General features: G+C 67.7%; 22 protein-coding genes. 6 read left to right on the forward strand and 16 right to left on the reverse strand.

Features of this window, described 5'->3' with window-relative positions:
• The first annotated feature begins 10 nt into the window (after positions 1 to 10).
• The 6 genes from ABL843_RS09020 to ABL843_RS09045 all read left to right on the forward strand — a co-directional run bounded on the left by ABL843_RS09020 (position 11) and on the right by ABL843_RS09045 (position 7,247).
• Positions 11 to 2,398, forward strand: coding sequence for a xanthine dehydrogenase family protein molybdopterin-binding subunit (locus ABL843_RS09020; RefSeq protein WP_126022898.1), 2,388 nt, complete (start codon positions 11 to 13; stop codon positions 2,396 to 2,398).
• Positions 2,399 to 2,428: 30 nt separating this feature from the next.
• The gene (locus ABL843_RS09025; RefSeq protein WP_418119630.1) at positions 2,429 to 3,220 is read left to right on the forward strand and encodes an FAD binding domain-containing protein; all 792 of its coding nucleotides are present in this window, start codon (positions 2,429 to 2,431) and stop codon (positions 3,218 to 3,220) included.
• Between the two features lie 169 nt (positions 3,221 to 3,389).
• Positions 3,390 to 4,280, forward strand: a complete 891-nt coding sequence (locus ABL843_RS09030; RefSeq protein WP_126022900.1) for an AAA family ATPase — start codon at positions 3,390 to 3,392, stop codon at positions 4,278 to 4,280.
• A gap of 7 nt (positions 4,281 to 4,287) precedes the next feature.
• Positions 4,288 to 5,508 carry a vWA domain-containing protein gene (locus ABL843_RS09035; protein ID WP_418119631.1) on the forward strand — a complete coding sequence of 407 codons (1,221 nt, stop codon included), beginning with the start codon at positions 4,288 to 4,290 and terminating at the stop codon, positions 5,506 to 5,508.
• 33 nt (positions 5,509 to 5,541) lie between these two features.
• Positions 5,542 to 6,207, forward strand: a complete 666-nt coding sequence (locus ABL843_RS09040) for a CoxG family protein (RefSeq protein ID WP_418119632.1) — start codon at positions 5,542 to 5,544, stop codon at positions 6,205 to 6,207.
• 17 nt (positions 6,208 to 6,224) lie between these two features.
• Positions 6,225 to 7,247 (forward strand): XdhC family protein, encoded by a 1,023-nt coding sequence (locus ABL843_RS09045; protein WP_126022903.1) that lies wholly within the window; start codon positions 6,225 to 6,227, stop codon positions 7,245 to 7,247.
• A 22-nt stretch (positions 7,248 to 7,269) separates the two neighbouring features.
• On the opposite strand, the gene mnhG is transcribed toward ABL843_RS09045, so the two are convergent.
• The 16 genes from mnhG to ABL843_RS09125 all read right to left on the reverse strand — a co-directional run bounded on the left by mnhG (position 7,270) and on the right by ABL843_RS09125 (position 23,309).
• The gene (mnhG, locus tag ABL843_RS09050) at positions 7,270 to 7,653 is read right to left on the reverse strand and encodes a monovalent cation/H(+) antiporter subunit G (protein ID WP_126022904.1); all 384 of its coding nucleotides are present in this window, start codon (positions 7,651 to 7,653) and stop codon (positions 7,270 to 7,272) included.
• Positions 7,650 to 7,928, reverse strand: coding sequence for a K+/H+ antiporter subunit F (locus ABL843_RS09055; RefSeq protein ID WP_019654754.1), 279 nt, complete (start codon positions 7,926 to 7,928; stop codon positions 7,650 to 7,652). The genes mnhG and ABL843_RS09055 overlap by 4 nt, the downstream gene beginning before the upstream one ends.
• The gene (locus ABL843_RS09060; protein WP_184635779.1) at positions 7,925 to 8,416 is read right to left on the reverse strand and encodes a Na+/H+ antiporter subunit E; all 492 of its coding nucleotides are present in this window, start codon (positions 8,414 to 8,416) and stop codon (positions 7,925 to 7,927) included. Before ABL843_RS09060 ends, ABL843_RS09055 begins: the two co-directional genes overlap by 4 nt.
• Entirely contained in the window at positions 8,413 to 10,098 is a 1,686-nt protein-coding gene (locus ABL843_RS09065) for a monovalent cation/H+ antiporter subunit D (protein WP_418120453.1), read from the reverse strand. Before ABL843_RS09065 ends, ABL843_RS09060 begins: the two co-directional genes overlap by 4 nt.
• A gap of 41 nt (positions 10,099 to 10,139) precedes the next feature.
• Positions 10,140 to 10,490, reverse strand: coding sequence for a Na+/H+ antiporter subunit C (locus ABL843_RS09070; protein ID WP_093236787.1), 351 nt, complete (start codon positions 10,488 to 10,490; stop codon positions 10,140 to 10,142).
• Positions 10,490 to 13,438, reverse strand: a complete 2,949-nt coding sequence (locus ABL843_RS09075; protein WP_418119633.1) for a monovalent cation/H+ antiporter subunit A — start codon at positions 13,436 to 13,438, stop codon at positions 10,490 to 10,492. The genes ABL843_RS09070 and ABL843_RS09075 overlap by 1 nt, the downstream gene beginning before the upstream one ends.
• An 87-nt stretch (positions 13,439 to 13,525) precedes the next feature.
• Positions 13,526 to 13,903: a fluoride efflux transporter CrcB gene (gene crcB / locus ABL843_RS09080; protein WP_369659046.1), complete on the reverse strand. Its 378-nt coding sequence runs from the start codon at positions 13,901 to 13,903 to the stop codon at positions 13,526 to 13,528.
• 40 nt (positions 13,904 to 13,943) lie between these two features.
• Positions 13,944 to 15,257 carry a TRAP transporter large permease gene (locus ABL843_RS09085; RefSeq protein WP_369659045.1) on the reverse strand — a complete coding sequence of 438 codons (1,314 nt, stop codon included), beginning with the start codon at positions 15,255 to 15,257 and terminating at the stop codon, positions 13,944 to 13,946.
• 25 nt (positions 15,258 to 15,282) lie between these two features.
• The gene (locus tag ABL843_RS09090; protein WP_369659044.1) at positions 15,283 to 15,816 is read right to left on the reverse strand and encodes a TRAP transporter small permease; all 534 of its coding nucleotides are present in this window, start codon (positions 15,814 to 15,816) and stop codon (positions 15,283 to 15,285) included.
• Positions 15,817 to 15,819: 3 nt separating this feature from the next.
• The gene (locus tag ABL843_RS09095; RefSeq protein ID WP_184635791.1) at positions 15,820 to 16,788 is read right to left on the reverse strand and encodes a TRAP transporter substrate-binding protein; all 969 of its coding nucleotides are present in this window, start codon (positions 16,786 to 16,788) and stop codon (positions 15,820 to 15,822) included.
• Positions 16,789 to 16,942: 154 nt separating this feature from the next.
• Positions 16,943 to 17,266 (reverse strand): ComEA family DNA-binding protein, encoded by a 324-nt coding sequence (locus ABL843_RS09100; RefSeq protein WP_418119634.1) that lies wholly within the window; start codon positions 17,264 to 17,266, stop codon positions 16,943 to 16,945.
• A gap of 137 nt (positions 17,267 to 17,403) precedes the next feature.
• The gene (lapB, locus tag ABL843_RS09105; protein WP_418119635.1) at positions 17,404 to 18,573 is read right to left on the reverse strand and encodes a lipopolysaccharide assembly protein LapB; all 1,170 of its coding nucleotides are present in this window, start codon (positions 18,571 to 18,573) and stop codon (positions 17,404 to 17,406) included.
• Positions 18,563 to 18,916, reverse strand: coding sequence for a LapA family protein (locus ABL843_RS09110; RefSeq protein ID WP_369659043.1), 354 nt, complete (start codon positions 18,914 to 18,916; stop codon positions 18,563 to 18,565). The genes lapB and ABL843_RS09110 overlap by 11 nt, the downstream gene beginning before the upstream one ends.
• 57 nt (positions 18,917 to 18,973) lie before the next feature.
• Entirely contained in the window at positions 18,974 to 19,300 is a 327-nt protein-coding gene (locus ABL843_RS09115) for an integration host factor subunit beta (RefSeq protein ID WP_126022915.1), read from the reverse strand.
• Positions 19,301 to 19,378: 78 nt separating this feature from the next.
• Entirely contained in the window at positions 19,379 to 21,067 is a 1,689-nt protein-coding gene (gene rpsA, locus ABL843_RS09120; RefSeq protein WP_019654767.1) for a 30S ribosomal protein S1, read from the reverse strand.
• A gap of 229 nt (positions 21,068 to 21,296) precedes the next feature.
• Entirely contained in the window at positions 21,297 to 23,309 is a 2,013-nt protein-coding gene (locus tag ABL843_RS09125) for a bifunctional 3-phosphoshikimate 1-carboxyvinyltransferase/cytidylate kinase (RefSeq protein WP_418119636.1), read from the reverse strand.
• Position 23,310 lies beyond the last annotated feature (1 nt).

Consider the following 23,310-nt stretch of genomic DNA (forward strand, 5'->3'; position numbering starts at 1 on the left):
GGAGAGCGACATGGGCGCTTCCGATTTCTCGAACCTGCCGCACATCGGCGAGGCGGTCCGCCGCAAGGAGGACTACCGCTTCCTCACCGGCGCGGGCAACTACACCGACGACATCACGCTGGCCAACCAGAGCCATGCGGTCTTCGTGCGCTCGCCGCACGCGCACGCCCTCATCAAGTCGGTCGACACCGCCCAGGCGCTGAAGATGCCCGGCGTGGTCGGCATCTTCAGCGGCAAGGACATCGAGGGAAAGATGGGCGGGCTGCCCTGCGGCTGGCTCATCAACAACCCCGACGGCACCCCGATGAAGGAGCCGATGCACCCGATCCTCGCGATCAGGAAGGTGCGCTACGTCGGCGACCACGTGGCCATGGTGGTGGCCGAGACGGTCGAGCAGGCGAGGAACGCCGCCGAGGCGGTGGTGGTCGACTACGAGGTGCTGCCCGCGCTGGTGAGCGTGGCCGACGCCGCGAAGAAGTCCGGTGGCGTCACGCTGCACGACGAAGCCCCCGACAACCAGTGCTACAAGTGGGCGCTGGGCGACAAGGCGGCGGTCGACGCGGTGTTTGCCAGCGCCGCGCACGTGACGAAGCTCGACCTGGTCAACAACCGGCTGGTGCCCAACCCCATCGAGCCGCGCGTGGCCATCGGCAGCTACAACCGCGCGGGCGACGACTACACGCTCTACGTCTCCAACCAGAACCCGCATGTCGAGCGCCTGCTGATGACGGCCTTCGTGCTGGGCCTGCCCGAGCACAAGGTGCGCGTGATCGCGCCCGATGTGGGCGGCGGCTTCGGCTCCAAGATCTTCCTGTACGCCGAGGACGTGTGCCTGACCTGGGCCGCCAGGCAGCTCAACCGCAACATCAAGTGGACGGCCGACCGTTCGGAGTGTTTCCTCTCCGACGCCCATGGCCGCGACCACGTGAGCCACGCCGAGATGGCGATGGACAAGGATGGCAAGTTCCTCGCGCTGCGCGTGCATACCGATGCCAACCTCGGCGCCTACCTGTCGACCTTCTCGACGGCGGTGCCGACCATCCTCTATGCCACGCTGCTGGCTGGCCAGTACACCACGCCGCAGATCTACGTCGAGGTGGACGCCTGGTTCACCAATACCGCGCCAGTCGATGCCTACCGCGGGGCCGGGCGGCCCGAGGCGACCTACCTGCTGGAGCGGCTGGTCTCGCGCTGTGCCTGGGAGATGAACCTGGGGCAGGACGAGATCCGCAAGCGCAACTTCATCACCGCCTTCCCGTACCAGACGCCGGTGGCGCTGCAGTACGACACCGGCGACTTCCACGCCTGCATGGACAAGGCCCGCGTGCTCGCCGAGGTCGACGGCTACGCCGCGCGCAAGACGGCCAGCGAGGCCAAGGGCAAGCTGCGCGGCATCGGGTATTCGAGCTACATCGAGGCCTGCGGCATCGCTCCGTCGAACATCGCGGGCGCACTCGGTGCGCGAGCGGGCCTGTTCGAATGCGGCGAGATCCGCGTGCACCCCACCGGCAGCGTGACGGTGTTCACCGGCTCGCACAGCCACGGCCAGGGCCACGAGACCACTTTCGCGCAGGTGGTGGCGGCGCGGCTGGGCATTCCGGTCGAGAACGTCGACGTGGTGCACGGCGACACCGGCCGCGTGCCCTTCGGCATGGGCACCTACGGCTCGCGCTCCATTTCGGTGGGCGGCGCGGCCATCATGAAGGCGCTCGACAAGATCGAGACCAAGGCCCGCAAGATCGCCGCGCACCTTATGGAGGCGAGCGACGCCGACATCGAGTTCGCCAACGGCGAGTTCACGGTGAAGGGCACCGACAAGAAGATCCCGTTCGGCCAGGTGGCGCTGACTGCCTACGTGCCGCACAACTACCCGCTCGACAAACTCGAGCCCGGCCTGAACGAAACCGCCTTCTACGACCCGACCAACTTCACATTCCCGGGCGGCACCTACATCTGCGAGGTCGAGGTCGACAAGCAGACCGGCGAGGTGCGCGTGGACCGCTTCACCGCGGTGGACGACTTCGGCACCATCATCAACCCGATGATCGTCGAGGGCCAGGTGCACGGCGGGCTGGTGCAGGGCATCGGCCAGGCGCTGCTGGAGAACTGCGTCTACGACAACGAGACCGGCCAGCTGCTCACCGGCAGCTTCATGGACTACGCGATGCCGCGCGCCGGCGACTTCCCGCAGTTCAAGCTCGACACCGTGTGCACCCCGTGCACGCACAACCCGCTGGGCACCAAGGGCTGCGGCGAGGCGGGGGCCATCGGCTCGCCGCCGGCCGTGATCAATGCCGTGCTCGATGCGCTGGCGCCGCTGGGCGTCAAGGATTTCGACATGCCCGCTTCCCCCGCCCGCGTGTGGGAGGCGATGCAGTCCGCAGCCGCCAAACCCTGAACCAAGAACGAATAAAGAAGGAATCACACCATGTATGCCTTCACACTCGAACGGCCCGACTCGGTGGCCGACGCGGCACGACTCGTGGCCGCCGGCGCCAAGCCGCTGGCCGGCGGACAGACCCTGCTGGCCTCGATGAAGCTGCGGCTTTCCGCACCCGAGCAGCTCGTGGACCTGAGCGGCATCAAGGAGCTCACCGGCATTACGAAGAACGGTAACGCCATCACCGTCGGCGCCATGTCGCGCCACCTCGACGTGGCGAACAACGCCGACGTGAAGGCCGCCTACCCGGCGCTGGCCGACCTGGCCTCGCGCATCGGCGACCGTCAGGTGCGCGCGATGGGCACCATCGGCGGCTCGGTGGCCAACAACGACCCGGCAGCGTGCTACCCCAGCGCGGTGCTGGCCTCGGGCGCGACCATCGTCACTTCCAGGCGAGAGATCGCAGCCGACGACTTCTTCCTCGGCCTCTTCACCACGGCGCTGGAAGACGGCGAGCTGATCACCGCGATCCGCTTCCCGATTCCGAAGCGCGCCGTGTACGAGAAGCTGCGCCAGAAGGCATCGAACTTCCCGCTGGTCGGCGTGTTCCTCGCGCAGTACGACAGCGGCGTGCGCGTGGCGGTCACCGGCGCGGGCAACGGCGTGTTCCGCCATGCCGGGCTGGAAGACGCGCTCAACAAGAGCTTCACCGCTGCCGCAGCGGCTGCAGTGAAGATCGACGCGAGCGATCTCAACAGCGACCTGCATGCCTCGGCCGCGTATCGCGCGAACCTGATCAGCGTGCTGACGCAAAGGGCCGTGACCAAGGCGCTGGGCTGACGAAATCGGATTGCCGAACGCAGAAGTCGCAAAGCTCTCGCGGAAGTCGCGAAAGAAGACCAGAAAAGATCGAATCTGGTTTCTTCTGCGACCTCTGCGTGGTTTTTGTATTCCTTCTGCGTTCGGCTGTCCGCTCCCGAATGCAGCGGCCCCTGCATTACCCTAGGCCATGATCTTCCCCAGCATCGACACCCTCTCCGCCGGACTCATGGAGGCCGGCTACTTCGCCGACCGGCGCCTGGCCACGGCCGTGTTCCTTGCGCTCAAGCTGCAGCGTCCGCTGCTGCTCGAAGGCGAGCCCGGCGTCGGCAAGACCGAGCTGGCGAAGGCGCTGTCGGTCGCGCTGGGCCGCGAACTGCTGCGCCTGCAGTGCTACGACGGCCTGGAGCAGCGCGAGGCGCTCTACGAATGGAACTACGCGGCGCAGCTGCTGCACATGCGCGCGGCCGAGGCCACTGGCGCGGCCCGTGACGTGGAAGCCGAGGTCTACCAGCCGCACTACCTGATCCGCCGCCCGCTGCTGCAGGCGCTGCAGACGCCGCTGCCCGGCGCCGTGCTGTTGATCGACGAGGTAGACCGCGCCGACGAGCCTTTCGAGGCCTTCCTGCTTGAGTATCTGGGCGAGTACCAGGTCAGCATTCCCGAGCTGGGCACCGTGCGCGCGGTGGTGCCGCCCGTCACCATCCTCACAAGCAATCGCACGCGCGAGCTCAACGACGCGGTCAAGCGCCGCTGCCTCTACCACTGGCTCGACTACCCCGAGCGCGAACGCGAACTGGCCATCGTGCGCGCGCAGGTGCCGCAAGCTGGCGAGAAGCTGTCGGCCCAGGTGGCGGCCTTCGTCGCACGGCTGCGCGAGACGCCCTTCGCCAATGCCTTCCAGCGTGCGCCGGGCATCGCCGAGAGCGTCGAATGGGCGAGGGCGCTGATCGCGCTCGACACGGTGGAGCTCGATCCCGAAGTGGTGGTCGACACCGCCGGCATCCTCTTCAAGCAGCGCGACGACGTGGCCGCGCTTACGCAGGAGCTGGCGTCGGACCTGCTCAAGCCCGAGGCGTGATCGACCGATGGCCAGCACCGGCGTCCAGCAACTCGGCGACGTCCGCAGCGGCAAGCTCGCGGGCAACATCGCCGCCTTCGGCCGGGCGCTGCGCCGGGCGGGTGTTCGCACCGACGCCATGCGCATTGCGCTGGCGGCAGAGGCCGCCACGCTGGTGGGCGTCGAAGACAAGCTCGACCTGAGCGCGGCCATGGAGGCGGTGATGGTCAGCCGCGAGCAGGACCGCATGGTGTTCCGCGAACTCTTCGACGCATGGTTCCGCGACCCGGAGCTGGCCAACAAGCTGCTCGCCCAGATGCTGCCGAGCGCCGAAGGCAAGGCCGAGCCGTCGAAGCGGCGCCCGCGCGTGCGCGAAGCCCTCAGTGCGCCGCGCGCACTCGCCAAGCCTGTGGAGCCGGCCAGGCCCGATCGCGAGATCGAATTCGATGCCGCCATGACGTCCAGCGACCGGCAGCGCCTGCAGCATGCCGACTTCAACGCGCTCGGCGCCGCCGAATACCGGCTGGTGGAGCGGCTCGCGCGCGACATCCGCCTGCCCATTCCCGAGCTGCCGTCGCGCCGCCTGCGGCCTGCCGGCGATGCGGGCCGCCAGCATGCGCGCATGCACTGGCCGGGCGTGCTGCACGAGGCGGCGCGCACGGGCGGTGAGATCCTGCGCCTGCCACGTCTGGCCCGGCGCGAGCGGCCGTTGCCGCTGCTGGTGCTGGTCGATGTCTCGGGCTCGATGGAGCGCTATGCGCGCCTGCTGCTGGCCTTTCTGCATGCCGCAACGCGGCGTGCCGGCCGCCGCGACGTGTTTGCCTTCGGCACCCGGCTGACCGACCTGACGCCTGCCTTCCGGCTGGCCGACACCGACGCGATGCTGGGCGCCGCCAGCCTCGCCATCGACGATTTCGCCGGCGGCACGCGCTTCGGCGCCTCGCTGGCCGAGCTGCGCCGCGCCCACGCCCGCCGGCTGACCGGCCGCCGCACGCTGGTGCTGGTGATCAGCGACGGCCTGGACACCGGCGAGCCCTCCGTGCTGGAGCATGAGCTGCTGTGGCTCAAGCGCCATTCGCGCCGCCTGCTGTGGCTCAACCCGCTGCTGCGCTTCGAGGGCTACGCCCCTCTGGCGCGTGGGGCCGCCGTATTGCACCGGCAAGCGGACGCGATGCTGGCGGTTCACAATCTCAGCGCACTCGAACAGCTCGCAGCGAGCCTGGCCGCCCTGATGCGGTCCGGCCGCTAGCGGCGCCGGGAAGGAAGACAAAGGAAACCCACCATGGAAATGCTCGGAAACCGACGCCTGGGCGTCACCCAACAACAGGCCTGGGACGCGCTCAACGACCCCGAAACGCTGAAGAAGTGCATCCCCGGCTGCGACAAGTTCGAGTTGGTGGGCGACAACCAGTACAGCGTCGCGCTCGCGGTCAAGATCGGCCCGGTCTCGGCCAAGTTCAACGGAAAGGTGCTGCTGTCCGACATCGTGGCGCCCGACGGCTACAAGCTCACCTTCGAGGGGCAGGGCGGCGTGGCAGGCTTCGCGAAGGGATCTTCGAGCGTCACGCTCAAGCCGCTCGCCACCGAAGCGGCGGCCTCCCCTGCGGGTGATGCCACCGCGCACGAGGCCGGTGCGGCAACTCCACCAGCCGCCACGTCCGCAGGCTGCGAACTCGACTACACCGTGCAGGCCCAGGTCGGCGGCAAGATCGCCCAATTGGGCCAGCGCCTGATCGATGGCGCTGCCAAGTCCACAGCCGACGATTTCTTCAAGCGCTTCGAAGCCGAGATGCAGAGCCGCTACGGTCCTCCCCCGGCGGCCGCCGCTGAAGGCACCGAGGCGCCTGCCGAGAAGAGCGGGATGATGTCCGGCCTCATGAAGAAGATCGGCCTCGGCAAGAAGGACGACAAGGACGCGCCCTCCGCACCCGGCGGCGACCCGGCCTGAACCCGGGCTGCAGCGACATGGAAAACCTCGACGTCATGGTGCTTCGCACGCTGCGCGACTGGCGGCGTGCCGGCAAGCGCGCGCTGCTGGCGACGGTGGTGCGCACCTGGGGCTCGTCGCCCCGGCCGGTGGGCTCGATCATGGCCCTGGCGGAAGACGGCGCGGTGGTGGGCTCGGTCTCCGGCGGCTGCATCGAGGACGACCTCATCGCGCGCTACAGCCATGCCCACGGCAAGGCCGAAGACGTGCCGCTGGGCGCGCCTCCGGCCCTGGTGAAGTACGGCATCACCGCCGACGAGGCGCACCGATTCGGGCTGCCCTGCGGCGGCACGCTGGAGCTGCTGCTCGAATACGCTCCCGACGCCGGCTCGCTCGAGCTGCTGGTGGCGCAGCTGGAGCAGGGCAAGCTCATGCAGCGCACCGTGACGCTCGCCACCGGCGCGGTGCGCATCGCCGAGGCGACCGCGCCCGACGAGCTCGCGGTGAACGACACCGAACTGACGAACACCTTCGGCCCCGAATACCGCATGCTGCTGATCGGCGCCGGCCAGCTCGCCGAGTACCTCGCCACCATGGCCAAGTTCAGCGGCTTCGCGGTGACCTTGTGCGACCCGCGCGCCGAGTACCGCACCGCATGGTCGCTGCCCGGCGTGCACATCACGACCGAGATGCCCGATGACGCCGTGATTGCCTTCAGGCCCGACCGCCGCAGTTGCGTGGTCGCGCTCACGCACGACCCGAAGCTCGACGACCTCGCGCTGCTGGAGGCGCTGCAAAGCGAGGCCTTCTATGTCGGCGCCATCGGCTCGCGGCGCAATGCCGACGCCCGGCGCGACCGCATGATCGAGCACTTCGACCAGACCGAGGAATCGCTCGCGCGGCTGCGCGGGCCCATCGGCATCTACATCGGCAGCAAGACGCCGCCGGAGATCGCGGTGAGCGTGATGGCGGAGATCCTCGCGGTGAAGAACGCGGTGACGCTGCCGCGCGAGGTCGAGGTGGCGCGCGCCAAGGAGATGCAGCAGCTGCTGCCGACCTGAGGCGTCCGGCCCGGCCAGCCGCTCAGCCGTGGTAAGGCGGGATCGGCCCCTGGTCCGAAGGCGCGGGCGGCGGCACCTCGCCGTGCTTCTGCCGCTCGCGGAACAGCGCGGCGCGCATCAGGAAGATGGTGGTGACCGGCGTGGTGAGCGCCACGAACAGCACGATCAGCACCGCGTGCATGAAGAGGCTGTGGCCCTGCGCCGAGAAGTAGACGATGGTGGCGACCGTCATCGACCACACGCCGCCGGTGGCGCCCAGCGTGGGCGCGTGGATGCGGCGGAAGAAAGTGGGCAGGCGCACCAGCCCGAAGGAGCCGATCGCGGCGAAGGCAGCGCCCAGCACCGCGAAGACCGCGGTGACGATCTCGGCCCAAAGCGGCAGCGGACCCGCGATGAAGTCGTTCATTCGATCACCTCCCCGCGCAGCAGGAACTTGGCCATCGCCGTGGAGCTGACGAAGCCGAAGAGCGCGATCAGCATCGCGGCGGCGAAGTAGACGTCGCTCGCGTAGACGATGCCCAGCACGAGCATCATCAGCATGCCGTTGATGTAGAGGCAGTCCAGCGCCATCACGCGGTCTTGCGCGGAAGGGCCGATCAAAAGGCGCGCGACGGCGCACAGCATCGCCACCGCCAGCAGGAACAGCGCGAACTTGAGCGACCAGAAAAGGATGGGCGTCATGATTCGAAGATCTCCATCAGCGGACGTTCGTAGCGGCTCTTGATCTGCGCGATGAAGGCGGCTTCGTCGTCGAGATCGAACACGTGGATCAGCAGGGTGCTGCGGTCGAAGGCCACCTCGCCCCAGGCGGTGCCGGGCGTCAGGCACATGATCATCGAGAGCACAGCGAGGCCGTTGGGGTCGCGCATGTCCAGCGGTATGCGCAGGAAGCTTGCCTGGATGTTCTCGCTGCGGCGCGTGAGCAGCGCACGCGCCACCGCGAACACCGACACCGACATGTCGTAGAGCACGACGCCGCACAGCCGCAGCGCCACCCCCGGCCGGCGCATGCGCACCGTGGCCGGCCGCAGGCCCTTGGTCAGCAGCGGCACGGCAATGGCGAGCAGCACGCCCGACAGCAGGGTGCTCGCCTCGAGCGACTGGTTGAGCAGCAGCCAGATGACGAACAGTGCGAGCGACAGCGGCGGGGAGGGGATCAGGCGTTTCATTGCGCGCCTGCCTTTCCTTCGGCATTTGCTTCGGTCTTTGCGGCGGGCGCCGGGTTCGGCACCTGCCGCGCCTCCATCACCGCTGCGCGGTAGGCCGTGGGCGTGCGCAGGCCCTCGGCGGTGGCCTGCGCGTGGCGCAGCACCGGCTCTGCCCAGACCGTGAGCGCGATGCAAGCGACGATGAGGCCGGCCACCGGCAGCACTTCGAGCGCGGGCAGCGATGGCAGGTTGCCGTGCGGCTGGGTCCAGAAATGGCGGATGCCGGTGCGGCTCAGCGCGATCAGCGCGAGGAAGCCCGAGGCGATCAGCAGCACCAGGAAGGTCCAGCCGGCGGTGCCGATGGCGCCGCCGCTGTTCATCAGGCCCGAGAGCATCGCGAACTTGCCGACGAAGCCCGACAGCGGCGGCAGGCCGGTGAGCAGCAGCGTGCAGATCATGAAGCTCAGGCCGAGGAAGGCAACGCCCGCCGGTATGGCGCGGCCGTAGAGCGCCTGCGCGTCGTCGTCGAGGTTCACGTCGCTCAGCGCGCTCAGGTCTTCGGCCAGGAAAGGCGCGGTGCCCGCGACCTCGTGCGGCGCCACGCTCATGCCGGCGTTGCGCCAGCGCTCGATCATGTCGGTCAGCAGGAAGAAGGCGCTCACCGCGAGCGTGGAGCTCAGCAGGTAGAAGAGCGCGCCGGCCCACACGGCCGGCTGCCCCAGGCCCACCGCGGCGAGAAGCGTGCCGGCCGACATCAGCACGCTGAAGCCCGCGAGGTTGGACAGCCGCTGCGTGCCGAGGATGCCCAGGGCCGCCACGAAGAGCGTGGCGATGCCCGCGCCCACCAGCACCGGCTGGCCGAAGGCGGCCGAGGCGCCGGTATCGGGCGCGAAGAGCACCGTCCAGAGGCGCAGCACGGTGTAGACGCCCAGCTTGGTCAGCAGCGCGAACACCGCGCCTACCGGCGACACCGCGGCGCTGTAGGCCGGCACCAGCCAGAAGTTCAGGGGCCAGGCGCCCGCCTTGGCGAAGAAGGCGGTGAAGAGGATGGCCGTGGCTGCGTGCACCAGCCCGCGGTCGCCCGGCGAGAGCTCGGCGATGCGCAGCCCCAGGTCGGCCATGTTGAGCGTGCCGGTCACGCCGTAGAGGATGGCCGCGCCGATCAGGAACAGCGAAGAGGCCGCGAGGTTGATTGCGATGTAGTGCAGCCCCGCCTGCACCCGCAGCCGCCCCGAGCCGTGCAGCAGCAGGCCGTAGGAGGCCGCGAGCATCACCTCGAAGAACACGAACAGGTTGAACAGGTCGCCCGTGAGGAAGGCACCGTTCAGGCCCATGAGCTGCAGCTGCAGCAGCGGATGGAAGTGCACGCCCGCGCGGTCCCAGCGCGAGGTGGAGTAGATCGACGCGGCGAAGGCGATCACGCCGGTGAGCGCCACCATCATGGTCGAGAGCCGGTCGGCCACCAGCACGATGCCGAAGGGCGCGCGCCAGTTGCCCGGCAGGTAGACGCCGATGGAGCCGGGGCCGCCGCCGGTGTCGGGCGCGTTCACCCAGCGCAGCAGCGCCAGCGCGGCCAGCAGGCCGACCAGGCCCGAGACCACGCTCAGCGCCGACTTGGCGCGCCGGCGGTTCTCGCCCAGCAGCAGCATGAGCGCGGCCGTGAGCATGGGCACGAGGATCGGCACCGCCACCAGGTGCGGCATGCTGAACTCCAGCAGCTGATCGAGCAGATGAAAGACCTCTTTCACTCCGCCTCCTGCCGTTCTTCACCGTCCACGTGGTCGGTGCCGGTGAGGCCGCGCGAGGCGAGCATCACGACGAGGAAGAGCGCCGTCATCGCGAAGCCGATCACGATTGCGGTGAGCACCAGCGCCTGCGGCATCGGGTCGGCCGTGTTGGCCAGCGTGGCAGTGAGGCCCTTGATGAGCACCGGCTCGCTGTCGACCTTGAGCCGGCCCATGCTGAAGATGAACAGGTTGACCGCGTAAGAGATCAGCGTCAAGCCCATGATGACCTGGAAGGTGCGCGGGCGCAGCAGCATGTAGACGCCCGAGCCGGTGAGCACGCCGATGGCGAGTGCGAGCACGATTTCCATCAGCCGGCTCCTCCCTCGGAGGTGGCGGCGGAGGTCGCCTCGGCCTCTTTTTCTTTTTGCTCGTCAGCCCAGCGGTGGCTTCGTATCGACTGGTGGGCCAGCGCGGTCAGGATCAGCATGGTGGCGCCGAGCACCAGCGCGAACACGCCGGTGTCGAAGAAGAGGGCGCTGGGCACGTGCACTTCGCCCAGCAGCGGCAGGTGCAGGTGCGCGGTGTGCGTGGTGAGGAAGGGGTAGCCGAAGAACACCGCCCCGGCACCCGTGGCCAGCGCCAGCAGCAGGCCGATGGCGATCCAGCGGCGCGGGTAGATGCGCAGGTGCTCTTCCACCCACTCGGTGCCCGAGACGATGAACTGCAGCACCAGCGCCACCGACATCACCAGCCCCGCGACGAAGCCGCCGCCCGGCGCGTTGTGCCCGCGCATGAAGAAGTAGACCGACACCAGCACCGAGACCGGCAGCAGCAGGCGCACCAGCACGGCCGGCACCATCAGGTAGCCGACGGCGGTGTCCTTGGCGCGGCGCGGGTTCAGCAGGTCGCTGCTGCCGTCGTCGGCCTGCAGCCGCTGCTGGATCGGCAGCGCCATCGATTCGATCGCCGGGCGGAAGCGCCGCAGCAGCGCATACACCGTGAGCGCGACGATGCCCAGCACGGTGATCTCGCCGAAGGTGTCGAAGCCGCGGAAGTCGACCAGCATCACGTTGACCACGTTGGTGCCGCCGCCCTCGGTGAGCGCGCGTTCTAGGAAGAAGGGCGAGATGCTCTGCGGGAAGGTGCGCGTCATCATGGCCCAGGCCAGCGCGGCCATGCCGCTGCCGGCGATGGCCGCGATCAGCAGGTCGCGCCCGCGCCGGCCCCAGGGCTTGAGCCGTGCGCGCGCGGGCTGCACCACGTCCTTGCTGCGCATCGGCAGCCAGCGCAGGCCCAGCAGGATCAGCACCGTGGTCACGGCCTCGACCACCAGCTGCGTCAGCGCGAGGTCGGGCGCCGAGAACCAGATGTAGGTGACGCACGAGACCAGCCCCGCTCCCGCGGCCAGCATCAGCGCCGCCAGCCGGTGGAACTTGGCCTGCCAGGCGGCGGCGACCGCGCAGGTGCCGCCGATGAGCCATGTCATCGCGAACATCGGCGAGAAGGGCAGCAGCTCGCGCGTGCCGGGCGCGGCGGGCGTGAGCTGCAGGGAGGCGGTCGCGCCCGCCACCGCCACGACCACCAGCAGCAGCAACTGCCACTGCATGCGCTTGGTGCCGAAGAGGCGGCGGCTGCGCCGGCCGGCCTCGCTCAGCAGCGCGATGATGTGCTCGAAGATGACCTGGCCGTCGAAGCGGTGCAGCAGCGGCGTGTGTTCGAGGCCACCGCGCGCGCGCTGGCGGCGATGCAGCAGGTACAGCGCGGCGCCGCCCGCCAGCGCCACGAAGCTCATCAAGAGCGGAAGATTGAAGCCGTGCCACACGGCCAGGCTGTACTCGGGCAGCGTGCCGCCGACCACCGGAGTGGCCGCGGCCGCGAGCATCGGGCCGACCGACCAGGCCGGCGCCACACCCACCACCAGGCAAAGCAGCACGAGCAGCTCGACCGGCACGCGCATCCAGTGCGGCGGCTCGTGCGGGTGCCTGGGCACCTCGTCGCCACAGGGCGGGCCGAAGAACACGTCGAACACGAAGCGCGCCGAGTACGCCACGCTGAAGATGCCCGCCAGCGTGGCGATCAGCGGCAGGCTGAAGTCGACCCACGGCGTGGCCTGGATGAACACAGTCTCCGCGAAGAACATCTCCTTCGAGAGGAAGCCGTTGAGCAGCGGCACGCCGGCCATCGAGGCGCTGGCGATGATGGCCAGCGTGCCGGTGATGGGCATGAGCCGCATCAGGCCGCTGAGCTTGCGGATGTCGCGCGTGCCGGTCTCGTGGTCGATGATGCCGGCCGCCATGAAGAGCGACGCCTTGAAGGTGGCGTGGTTCATCACATGGAAGACCGCCGCCACGGCAGCGAGCGGGCTGTTCAGGCCCAGCAGCAGCGTGATGAGCCCGAGGTGCGAGATGGTCGAGTAGGCCAGCAGCGCCTTCAGGTCGCGCTGGAACATCGCGATGAAGCCGCCGAGCAGCAGCGTGATGGCGCCTGCGCCGCCGACCATCCAGAACCACTGCTCGGTGCCCGAGAGCACGGGCCACAGCCGCGCCATCAGGAACACGCCCAGCTTCACCATGGTGGCCGAGTGCAGGTAGGCCGACACCGGCGTGGGCGCGGCCATGGCGCGCGGCAGCCAGAAGTGGAAGGGGAACTGCGCGCTCTTGGTGAAGGCGCCCAGCAATATCAGCGTGAGCGCGACGGGGTAGAGCGAGTGCGCGCGGATGAGATCACCCGAGGCGAGCACCTTGTCGAGCTCGTAGCTGCCGGTGATGCGCCCCAGCACCAGCACGCCGGCCAGCAGACACAGACCTCCCGCGCCGGTGACCGTGAGCGCCATGCGCGCGCCGCGTCGCGCGTCGCGGCGGTGGTGCCAGTAGCCGATCAGCAGGAAGGAGAACAGGCTGGTGAGCTCCCAGAACAGCACCATCTGGATCAGGTTGCCCGAGAGCACCACGCCCATCATCGCGCCCATGAATGCCAGGAAGAACGAGAAGAAGCGCGGCACCGGGTCGGAGGCCGACATGTAGTAGCGCGCGTACAGCACCACCAATGCGCCGATGCCCAGCACCAGCATGCAGAACAGCCATGCGAAGCCGTCCATGCGGAACACGAGGTTCAGGCCCAGGGCCGGCAGCCATTCGATCTGCTGGCGCAGCACGCCGCCGTGCGCGATCTGCGGGAAGAACCATGCGGCCTGGATGGCGCAGCCCAGCGCGACCAGCCCCGCGAGTGTCGACTCCCTGTTGCGCGCGTTGGAAGGCATCAACGCGGCCAGCACGCTGGCGATGAAGGGGAGGGCGACGAGAAAGACCAGGGGCATTGGGGTCGATTCTATCGGCGGGCCCTATGGAAAGCCTTATCTATAACCGCAAGACATAAGGCTGATTTAGCGCAGTTTTCATCTGGTTCAGGATGAAAGCGCCTGCACCGTGCGAAGGCCGAGCCAGGTCATGCACAGCGAGCCGCCCAGGTGCAGCGCGATCGTGCCTATCGCGAGGCCGAAGCGGCCGGTGGTCAGCATGCCCACGACTTCGGCCGAGAAGCTGGAGAAGGTGGTGAGCGTGCCGAGGAAGCCGGTGATCACCATCAGCCGCCAGGCCGGGTTGATGTCCGGAAGGGCGCTGAAGACGGCGATGGCCACGCCGATGAGGTAGCCGCCGATCAGGTTCACCGCCAGCGTGCCCCAGGGCAGGATGCCGCCGGGGCTGAGCCAGAGGGCGAAGCCCCAGCGCATGAGGGCGCCGACGCAGGCGGCGAGGCAGATGACGATGACGTTCAGCAGCATGGCAGCGATTATCCGCACGCTGCCGGCGGGGCCGGCAAGGCTACTTCTCGCGGCCCATCACGAGGTCGGGCAGGATCGTCACGATGCTCGGGAACAGCGTGATCAGCACGATGCACAGCACCAGGCAGAAGAAGAACGGGATCGCCGCCTTCGCGATCACGTTGCTGTCCTTGCCCGTCATGTTCTGCAGCACGAAGAGGTTGAAGCCCACCGGCGGCGTGACCTCGGCGATCTCGACCAGCAGTACGATGAAGATGCCGAACCAGATCAGGTCGAAGCCCGCCTTCTGGATCATCGGCAGCACCACCGCGCTGGTGAGCACGATCATCGAGATGCCGTCCAGCGCGGTACCCAGCACCAGATACACCAGCACCAGCGCGCCGATCAACGCGTAGGGCGAAAGGTGCATGCTGTCGACCCATTCCGCCAGCTCGCGCGGGATGCCGGTGAAGGCCATCGTCTTGGTGAGGAAGGCCGCGCCGGCCAGGATGAACATGATCATGCAGCTGGTGCGCGTGGCGCCCATGATGCCGTCCTTGAAGTTCTTCCATGTGAGGCTGCGGCCCCAGGCCGCGATGGCCAGCGAGCCCAGCACGCCGAAGGCCGCGCACTCGGTGGCGGTGGCCCAGCCGGCCACCAGCACCCAGACGATGAAGACGATCAGCAGCGAGCAGGGAATGAGGTTGCCCGAGAGGCGGATCTTCTCCATGAAGGTGGTCGGCGGATCGGCTGGCGGCACCTGGCCCGGATTGCGCAGGCTCCACCAGCCGATGTAGCCCGAGAACAGCAGCATCAGCAGGAAGCCCGGCAGGAAGCCGGCCAGGAAGATGCGAATGATCGACGCGTCGGCCGCCACCGCGTACACCACCATGGTGATCGACGGCGGAATCAGGATTCCCAGCGTGCCGGCGGTCGCCAGCGAGCCGATGGCCAGCTTCTCGTTGTAGCCGCGGCGCTTGAGCTCGGGCAGCGCCACCTTGGCGATGGTCGCGCAGGTGGCGGCCGACGAGCCCGAGACAGAGCCGAACACGCCGCATCCGAGGATGGTGGTGTGCATCAGCCGGCCGGGCACGCGATTGAGCCAGGGGCGCAGGCCCTCGAACATCTCCTCGCTGAGCTTGGTGCGAAACAGGATCTCGCCCATCCATATGAAAAGCGGCAGCGCCGCCAGCTCCCAGCTCGCGTTGCTCTCCCAGAAGGCCGAGAACAGGTTCTTGCCCGGCAGCGTGTTGGTGAAGAAGGCCTGGCCGACCCAGCCGACGATGGCCAGTGTCATCGCGATCCACACCCCGCCCGCCAGGAGCAGCAGCATGATCGCGAGCAGCAGCGCGCCCATCCAGAGGTTTTCGAACATCGGGTGTCTTTGTTGCTGTTGTCGTTCAGACGTCGGAGGAGAAGTCGCCCGCCGCGTGGCGCTCCTCGATGGCGCGCTGGTAGCTGGGCTTGTCGCCGCGCACCACGCCGACCAGTTCGTCGATCATGGCGATCAGCAGCAACCAGCAGCCGATCACGAAGGTCGACTGCGGAATCCAGATCGGAATGACCACGAGGCCGGTCGCCATCTCGGCGAACTCGTAGCTCTCGTAGGTGAAGCTGGTGGCCCAGTAGGTGAGATAGGCCACCGACACCGCGGCCACCAGCAGGCAGCTCACGTCGAGCACCCGCCGCATCTTCGGCGACACCGCTTCGAGCAGCAGCGTCACGCGCACGAAGTCGCCGTGGCGGAAGGCGTGCGCCATCGCGAAGAACGCGGCGGCGGCGCACAGCCAGGCCACCACGTCATTGAGCCCGCTCACGTGCCAGTTCATCTGCCGGCCCACGCCGGCCAGGATCATCAGCACGAAGATCAGGAACACGCAGAGCGCGCCGAGCGCGCCTGCACCGTCGTACAGGCGGTCTAGAAAGCGCCGCATGGTCTACTTTTTCTTGTAGGCATCGACGATCGCGGCGCCGTCCGCGCCAGCCACCTTCAGCCAGTCGGCCTGCATGATGCCGCCGACCTGGCGCATGTCGGCGTCGAGCTTGGGCGAAGGCTTGTGGATCTTCATGCCGCGCTCGGCGAGCAGGCGCTTGTATTCCTCGTTCTTCTCCTGCGCCACCTTCCACCCGCGGGCTTCGGCATCGGCCGCGGCCTTGGCGACGGCGGCCTTGGTAGCGGCGTCGAGCGCGTCGTAGGCCTTGGCGTTCACCAGGATCGCGTTCTTGGGGATCCAGGCCTGCGTGTCGTAGAAGTTCTTGATGTGCTCGTAGGTCTTGGTGTCGTAGCCGGTGGAGCCCGAACTCATGTAGCTCTCGATCACGCCGGTGGCCATGGCTGCACTGAGCTCGGCCTGCTGGATCTGCACCGGCTGGGCGCCGATGAGCTCGGCGATCTTGGCAGTGGCGGGGCTGTAGGCGCGCCACTTGATGCCGCGCAGGTCGGCCACCGAGCCGATCTCCTTCTTGGTGTAGATGCCCTGCGGCGCCCACGGCACCACGAACAGCACCTTGATGCCCTGGGCCGAGAGCAGCTTCTCCATGGCGGGCTTCGATGCGTCGTAGAGCTTGCGGGCCTCGGGGTAGGTGGTGGCGAGGAAGGGCACGCCGTCGAGCGCGTAGATCGGGTTCTCGTTGGCGAAGTTGGCCAGCAGGATCTCGCCGGCCTGCGCCTGGCCGCTCTGCACCGCGCGCTTGATTTCGGGCGCCTTGAACAGCGAAGCGTTGGCATGCACCGTGATCTTCACCTTGCCGCCCGTGGCCGCGTCCACGTCCTTTGCGAACTGCGTGATGTTTTCCGTGTGGTAGTTGGTGGCCGGGTAGGCCGTGGGCAGGTCCCACTTGGTCTGGGCGAAGGCCGCGGCGCCGAGGGTGAGGCCCGCGAGGGCAATGCCGAACTTGTGATTCATTGACTCTCTCCGGAATGTGTTGAAAGCAAAACGAAAGGAAGCTTACGTGCAAATTCCGGACCACTTCCTGAGGCATTTCCCTGCCATCTCCTTGCCATGGCACCCATGAAAAAGCCGCCCGTAGGCGGCTTTGCATATTGCTACCGAAGCGGAATCAGGGCTTGGCGGCCTTGGTCGGAGCCTTCGCATCCTTCGATGCGGCGGGTGCCGCATCGCCGAAGCTCTTGCCGTTGACCGTGAGACCGTCGGCCGACAGCTTGGCCGCCTTCTTCTCCTTCACGCCCTTCACACGCTGCATGAAGTCGGGCCAGTCCTTGAATTCGCCCTCCTTGCGCGCCTCGAGGATGCGCTTGGACATCGACGGGCCGACGCCCTTGATACCATCGAGATCGGCTTCGGTGCCCTTGTTGACATCGACGGCCGCGGACGCGGCGATCGCGAACAGCATGGCGGTGGTGGCCAGGATCTTCTTGAACATGATTTGAGAACTCCCTCTATTCGTTGATGAATGACAGCCGACGGAATCGTCGGCCCGCGCTCAACGAGGTATGTGAAGAGGGCGTTGACGCATGAAGGCTCGACAAGCCTCCATGTGACCATTGTTCAGAAACGTGATCAGAGTTCTTCGACGCGGCGCGGCGGATAGCTGTCCCATGCCTGGCAGCCGGGGCAGTGCCAGAAGTACTGGTGCGCCTCGAAGCCGCAGGCCGCGCAGCGGTAGCGCATGAGCGGCCGCGTGGCCTGGTCGAGCGCGCGCTGCACCTGTGGATGGAACTGCTCGTGCTCGAAGCGTTCGCCCGCGAGCCAGCGCGAGGCCGCCACCAGCGAGGGCTGCTGCGCGAGGTGCGCGATATAGCCGTCGCGCGGCGTAGGGTTCGGTTCTTCGGCGGAGGCGCTCGGCTTGCCGCCGAGCGCCATCAGCGCTTCGAGCACGTCGATGGAGGGCGACTCGACATAGCGACGCTGCAGCAGTTCGAGCGCGTCGGCTTCGCGGTGCGCGGCCATGGCGGCTTGCTGCAGCGTGGCGGCGTACAGCGGCAGCGCCAGCGGCGAGGTCTCGCTCAGGGCCGCGAGCGTGTCGAAGGCTGCGTTCGCCTCGCCCTTGCGCAGTTGCAGGTTGGCGGTGTCGATGGCCGGGCGCGGTGCCTGCGGTGCCAGTTCGACGGCCTGCGCCAGCAGCTTTCCAGCGCCGGGCAGGTCGCCTGCTGCCACGCGCTCGGTCGCCTGCTCGCAGAGGTGATGCGCGCGGCGCGTGCTGTAGCTGGCCTGGTCGGACTCGTCGAGCTTCTGCGCCACATCGGCTGCCTGGGCCCATTCGCGCGAGCGTTCGTAGATGGCCAGCAGCGCGAGCCGGGCCTCGTTCTCGTAGCGCGTGCCCTCGAGCTTCTGCAGCGCGGCCTCTGCGCGGTCGAGCAGGCCGGCGCGAAGGAAGTCCTGCGCGAGCGCGTGCTGCGCGCGTTCGCGGTCGCTGCGGCTCAGGTCGCCGCGGCCCAGCAGGTGCTCGTGCACGCGCACCGCGCGCTGGTACTCGCCGCGGCGGCGGAACAGGTTGCCGAGCGCGAAGTGCAGTTCCTGGGTGTCGGGGTCGTTCTGCACGGCCTCGATGAAGGCGTCGATGGCCTGGTCCTGCTGCTCGTTGAGCAGGAAGTTGAGGCCGCGGAAATAGGCCTTGGGTGCCTGGCGGTTCTCGAGCTTGAGTTGCCGGATGTCGAAGCGCGATGCGAGCCAGCCCAGCACGAAGGCGACGGGCAGGCTGATCAGCAGCCAGCTGGGATCAAAGTCCATGTTGACGTGCGGCGGGAAGGTCGGTGGTGGCGATGGCCGGAGCGGCAGACGTTGCCATGGCTGCGGTCGTTGCAACGGTGGCCGGTGTCGAGGGGGGCTGGACGGCTTCGCCCGCGGAAGGCGCCTGGGCCGCTGCGACCCGGTGCTTCCACCAGCCTGGCAGCATGCCCAGCGCCCCTACCACGAGGCCGCCCGCGAAGGCTGCGAGCACGACCAGCACCAGCGGCGCGCGCCAGTAGGTACCGAAGAAGAAGTAGACGGTCGCGTCGTGCTGGTTGTTCAGCGCGAAGGCGAAGAGCGTAAAAAAAATGGCTGCCTTGAGCAGCCACAGGAGGTATTTCATAGCCGTTCCCGTTGCCGGGAGCATTCTACGTTTGCGGGCATTCCGATGGTCCGCGCGTCAGGCCTTTCGGCTCTTGGCTTCCTTGCCCGCGTCGAGTTCGGCCGTCTTTGCGTCGACGGCTTCGCGCAGCGCCTTGCCGGGCTTGAAGTGCGGCACCCGCTTCTCGGGGATCTGCACGCTCTCGCCCGAGCGCGGGTTGCGGCCGATGCGCGGCGGGCGCCGGTTGACCGAGAAGCTGCCGAAGCCGCGGATCTCGATGCGGTGGCCGCGTACCAGCGCGTCGCTCATGGCGTCGAGGATGGTCTTGACGGCGTATTCGGCGTCGCGGTGCGTGAGCTGTGCAAAGCGGGCTGCGAGTTCTTCGACGAGGTCCGAGCGTGTCATAGGCCAAACATAAACGAAAAACGTGGGCGAAAAAAAAGACAGAGCGGCCCCAGGGCCTGCTCTGTCTTCCGGCTCAGCTTACTTGCTGTCGTTGTTGTCCAGCTTGGCGCGCAGCAGTGCGCCCAGGCTGGTCGTGCCCGCGTTCTCGCGTGCCGACTGCTGGCTCAGGCTGGCCATGGCGCCTTGCTCGTCGACCATGTCCTTCTGCTTGATGGACAGCTGGATGTTGCGGGTCTTGCGATCCACGTTCACGACGATGGCCGTGACTTCGTCGCCTTCCTTCAGCACGTTGCGGGCATCTTCGACGCGGTCGCGCGAGATTTCCGAAGCACGCAGGTAGCCGACGATGTCTTCGCCGAGGTCGATCTCAGCGCCGCGGGCGTCGACCGTCTTGACCTTGCCGGTCACGATCTGGCCCTTGTCGTTCACCGTGGTGAAGGTGGTGAACGGGTCGCTGTCGAGCTGCTTGATGCCCAGCGAGATGCGCTCGCGGTCGACGTCGACAGCCAGCACGATCGCTTCGACTTCCTGGCCCTTCTTGTAGTTGCGAACGGCGGTTTCGCCGGCTTCGTTCCACGAGAGGTCGGACAGGTGAACCAGGCCGTCGATGCCGGCAGCCAGACCCACGAACACGCCGAAGTCGGTGATCGACTTGATCGGGCCCTTGACGCGGTCGCCGCGCTTGGTGTTCTGCGCGAATTCCTGCCACGGGTTGGCCTTGCATTGCTTCATGCCCAGGCTGATGCGGCGCTTGTCTTCGTCGATTTCCAGGACCATGACTTCGACTTCGTCGCCCAGCGAGACGATCTTGTTCGGAGCGATGTTCTTGTTGGTCCAGTCCATTTCGGAGACGTGCACCAGGCCTTCGATGCCGGGCTCGAGCTCGACGAACGCGCCGTAGTCGGCGATGTTCGTGACCTTGCCGAACAGGCGGGTGCCTTGCGGGTAGCGGCGCGAAACGCCCATCCACGGGTCGTCGCCCATCTGCTTCAGACCCAGCGACACGCGGTTCTTCTCGGTGTCGAACTTGAGGATCTTGGCGGTGATTTCCTGGCCGGCCTGAACGACTTCGCTCGGGTGGCGCACGCGACGCCATGCCATGTCGGTGATGTGCAGCAGGCCGTCGATGCCGCCGAGGTCCACGAACGCACCGTATTCGGTGATGTTCTTGACCACGCCGCGCACCACTGCGCCTTCCTTCAGCGTTTCCATCAGCTTGGCGCGTTCTTCGCCCATGCTGGCTTCGACCACGGCGCGGCGCGACAGCACGACGTTGTTGCGCTTGCGGTCCAGCTTGATGACCTTGAATTCGAGGGTCTTGTTCTCGTAGGGGGTCAGGTCCTTGATCGGACGCGTGTCGATCAGCGAGCCCGGCAGGAATGCGCGGATGCCGTTGACCAGGACGGTCAGGCCGCCCTTGACCTTGCCGCTGGTGGTGCCGGTGACGAAGTCGCCCGATTCCAGCGCCTTCTCGAGGGCCAGCCACGAAGCCAGACGCTTGGCGGTGTCGCGCGAGAGGATGGTGTCGCCGTAGCCGTTTTCAACGCTGCCGATGGCAACGGAAACGAAGTCGCCGGCCTGCACTTCGAGTTCGCCCTTGTCGTTCTTGAACTCTTCGATCGGCACGTACGCTTCGGACTTCAGGCCGGCGTTGACGACGACGTGGTTGTGTTCCACGCGAACGACTTCGGCGGTGATGACCTCGCCCGTGCGCATTTCGGAACGCTTCAGGGACTCTTCGAACAGATCGGCAAAAGATTCAGACATTTATGTTTCCTTCCGTCAGGCAGGGTTGGCAGGCGTTCTTGCGAAATTGCGTGCGGCTGCTGTGGGTCTGTAGACGGCGGTTGGGTGGGCGTGAGCCCGGTTGGTTGAACAACCAGCAGGCCGGTGCGCTGTCGCGCGGAAGGAGCCTGCTGGAGCGGTATGCGCCTACGGATATTCCGTCGGGCGCCAGCTTTTCAAGCGGACCTGAAAGGCTGTGACTTCAGGCCGATCAAGCGTGCTTGAACGGCTGAATCTGCTGCCACCAGTCCAACACCGTGTCGATCGATTGCTCGATGGACAACTGCGAGTTGTCGAGGTGGCGGGCGTCCTGCGCCGGCTTCAGGGGGGCGACGCTGCGGGACGAATCCCTGGCGTCACGGGCCTCCAAGTCGGAGCGAAGACTGTCGAGTGTAGTCGAAATTCCCTTTGAAATCAACTGCTTATGCCGCCGTTCGGCGCGCTGGGCGGCGCTGGCGGTCAGGAAGACCTTGAGCGCGGCGTCGGGGAAGATCACCGTGCCCATGTCGCGGCCGTCGGCCACCAGACCCGGCAGCTGGCGGAAACGCTGCTGCAGGGCCAGCAGCGCCTCGCGCACGGCCGGCAGCGCGGAGACGCGGGAGGCGTCCATGCCGGCGGCTTCGGTGCGGATCTCGTCGCTCACGTCCTCGCCATCCAGAAGCACCTTGCCTTCGGTGAACTGCAGGGGCAGGGCGGCGGCCAGGGCCGCAACTTCGGCCTCGTGCTGCGCGTCGGCGCTCAGGCCGGCGCGGCGCACCGCGAGGCCTGTCACCCGGTAGAGCGAGCCCGAATCGAGGTAGTGGTAGCCCAGCAGGCGCGCCACCTCGGCGGCCAGCGTGCCCTTGCCGGAGGCGGTCGGGCCGTCGATGCAGATCACCGGCACCTCGGCGGCCTCGGCCACGGAGAACAGCGTCTCGAAGTAGTCGGGAAAGGTCTTGGCGACGCAGTGCGGATCGAGGATGCGCACCGGCACGCCCGCCGGATTGAACGCCGCCAGCGAGAAGCACATGGCCACCCGGTGGTCGTCGTAGGTCCGGATGCTCGCCGGGAGCCAGCCGGCCTGCGCCAGCGGATGCACCCGGATGAAATCGGGCCCCGCCTCGACCGTGGCGCCGAGCTTGCGCAGCTCGTTGGCCATGGCGTCGATGCGGTCGGTTTCCTTCACGCGCCAGCTCGCGATGTTGCGCAGCGTGGTCGGGCCGTCGGCGTAGAGCGCCATCACGGCCAGCGTCATCGCGGCGTCCGGAATGTGGTTGGCGTCGATGTCGATGGCCTTGAGCGGCCAGGCGCCGCGACGGATCTCGAGCCAGTTCGGCCCGCTGTCGACCAGCGCGCCCATCTGGCGGGCGGCGTCGATGAAGCGGATGTCGCCCTGGATCGAATCGGCGCCCACGCCTTCGATGCGGATGCCGTCCTTGCCGGAAACGCCGGTGGCGATGGCGCCAAGCGCGATGAAGTAGCTGGCGGACGAGGCATCCGCCTCCACGTGGATCTCGCCCGGCGAGCTGTAACGGCTGCCGGCCGGGATGGTGAAGCGCTCCCAGCCGTCGCGATGGACCTGGATGCCGAAGCGCGCCAGCAGGTTCAGCGTGATCTCGATGTACGGCTTGGAGATCAGCTCGCCGACCACCTCGATCACGATGTCGTTGGCCGCGGCCAACGGCAACCCCAGCAGCAGGGCGGTGAGGAACTGGCTCGACACGTCGCCGCGCACGCGGATCGGAGCGTCGAGCGCCAGGTCGCCGTGCGGCACTGGATGGATGCGCAGCGGCGGATAGCCGGGGTTGCCGAGGTAGTCGATGCGGCAGCCGAGCTGCGTTAGCGCGTCGACGAGGTCGCCGATGGGGCGCTCGTGCATGCGCGGAACGCCGCTGAGTTCGAATTCGCCGCCCAGCAGCGACAGCGCGGCCGTCAGCGGGCGCATCGCCGTGCCGGCATTGCCGAGGAAAAGGGGCAGCAGCGCCTCGCTGGGCTTCAGCTGTCCGCCGAGGCCGGTGATGCGCAGCGTACTGCCGGCCGGATCGACGCCGCAGCCCAGGGCGCGCAGCGCGTCGAGCATCACGCGGGTGTCGTCGGAATCCAGCAGGTCGTGGATGGTGGTGGTGCCGCTGGCCAGTGCTGCCAGCAGCAGCACGCGGTTCGAAATGCTCTTGGAACCCGGCAGCTGGACCGTGCCGGCCGCGCCCGCGAGGGGAGGGAGGTCGAGGAAAGCCGTCGAGAACATC

The sequence above is a fragment of the Variovorax sp. 350MFTsu5.1 genome (genome assembly GCF_048302515.1).
GTDB classification, from domain to species: domain Bacteria; phylum Pseudomonadota; class Gammaproteobacteria; order Burkholderiales; family Burkholderiaceae_C; genus Variovorax; species Variovorax guangxiensis.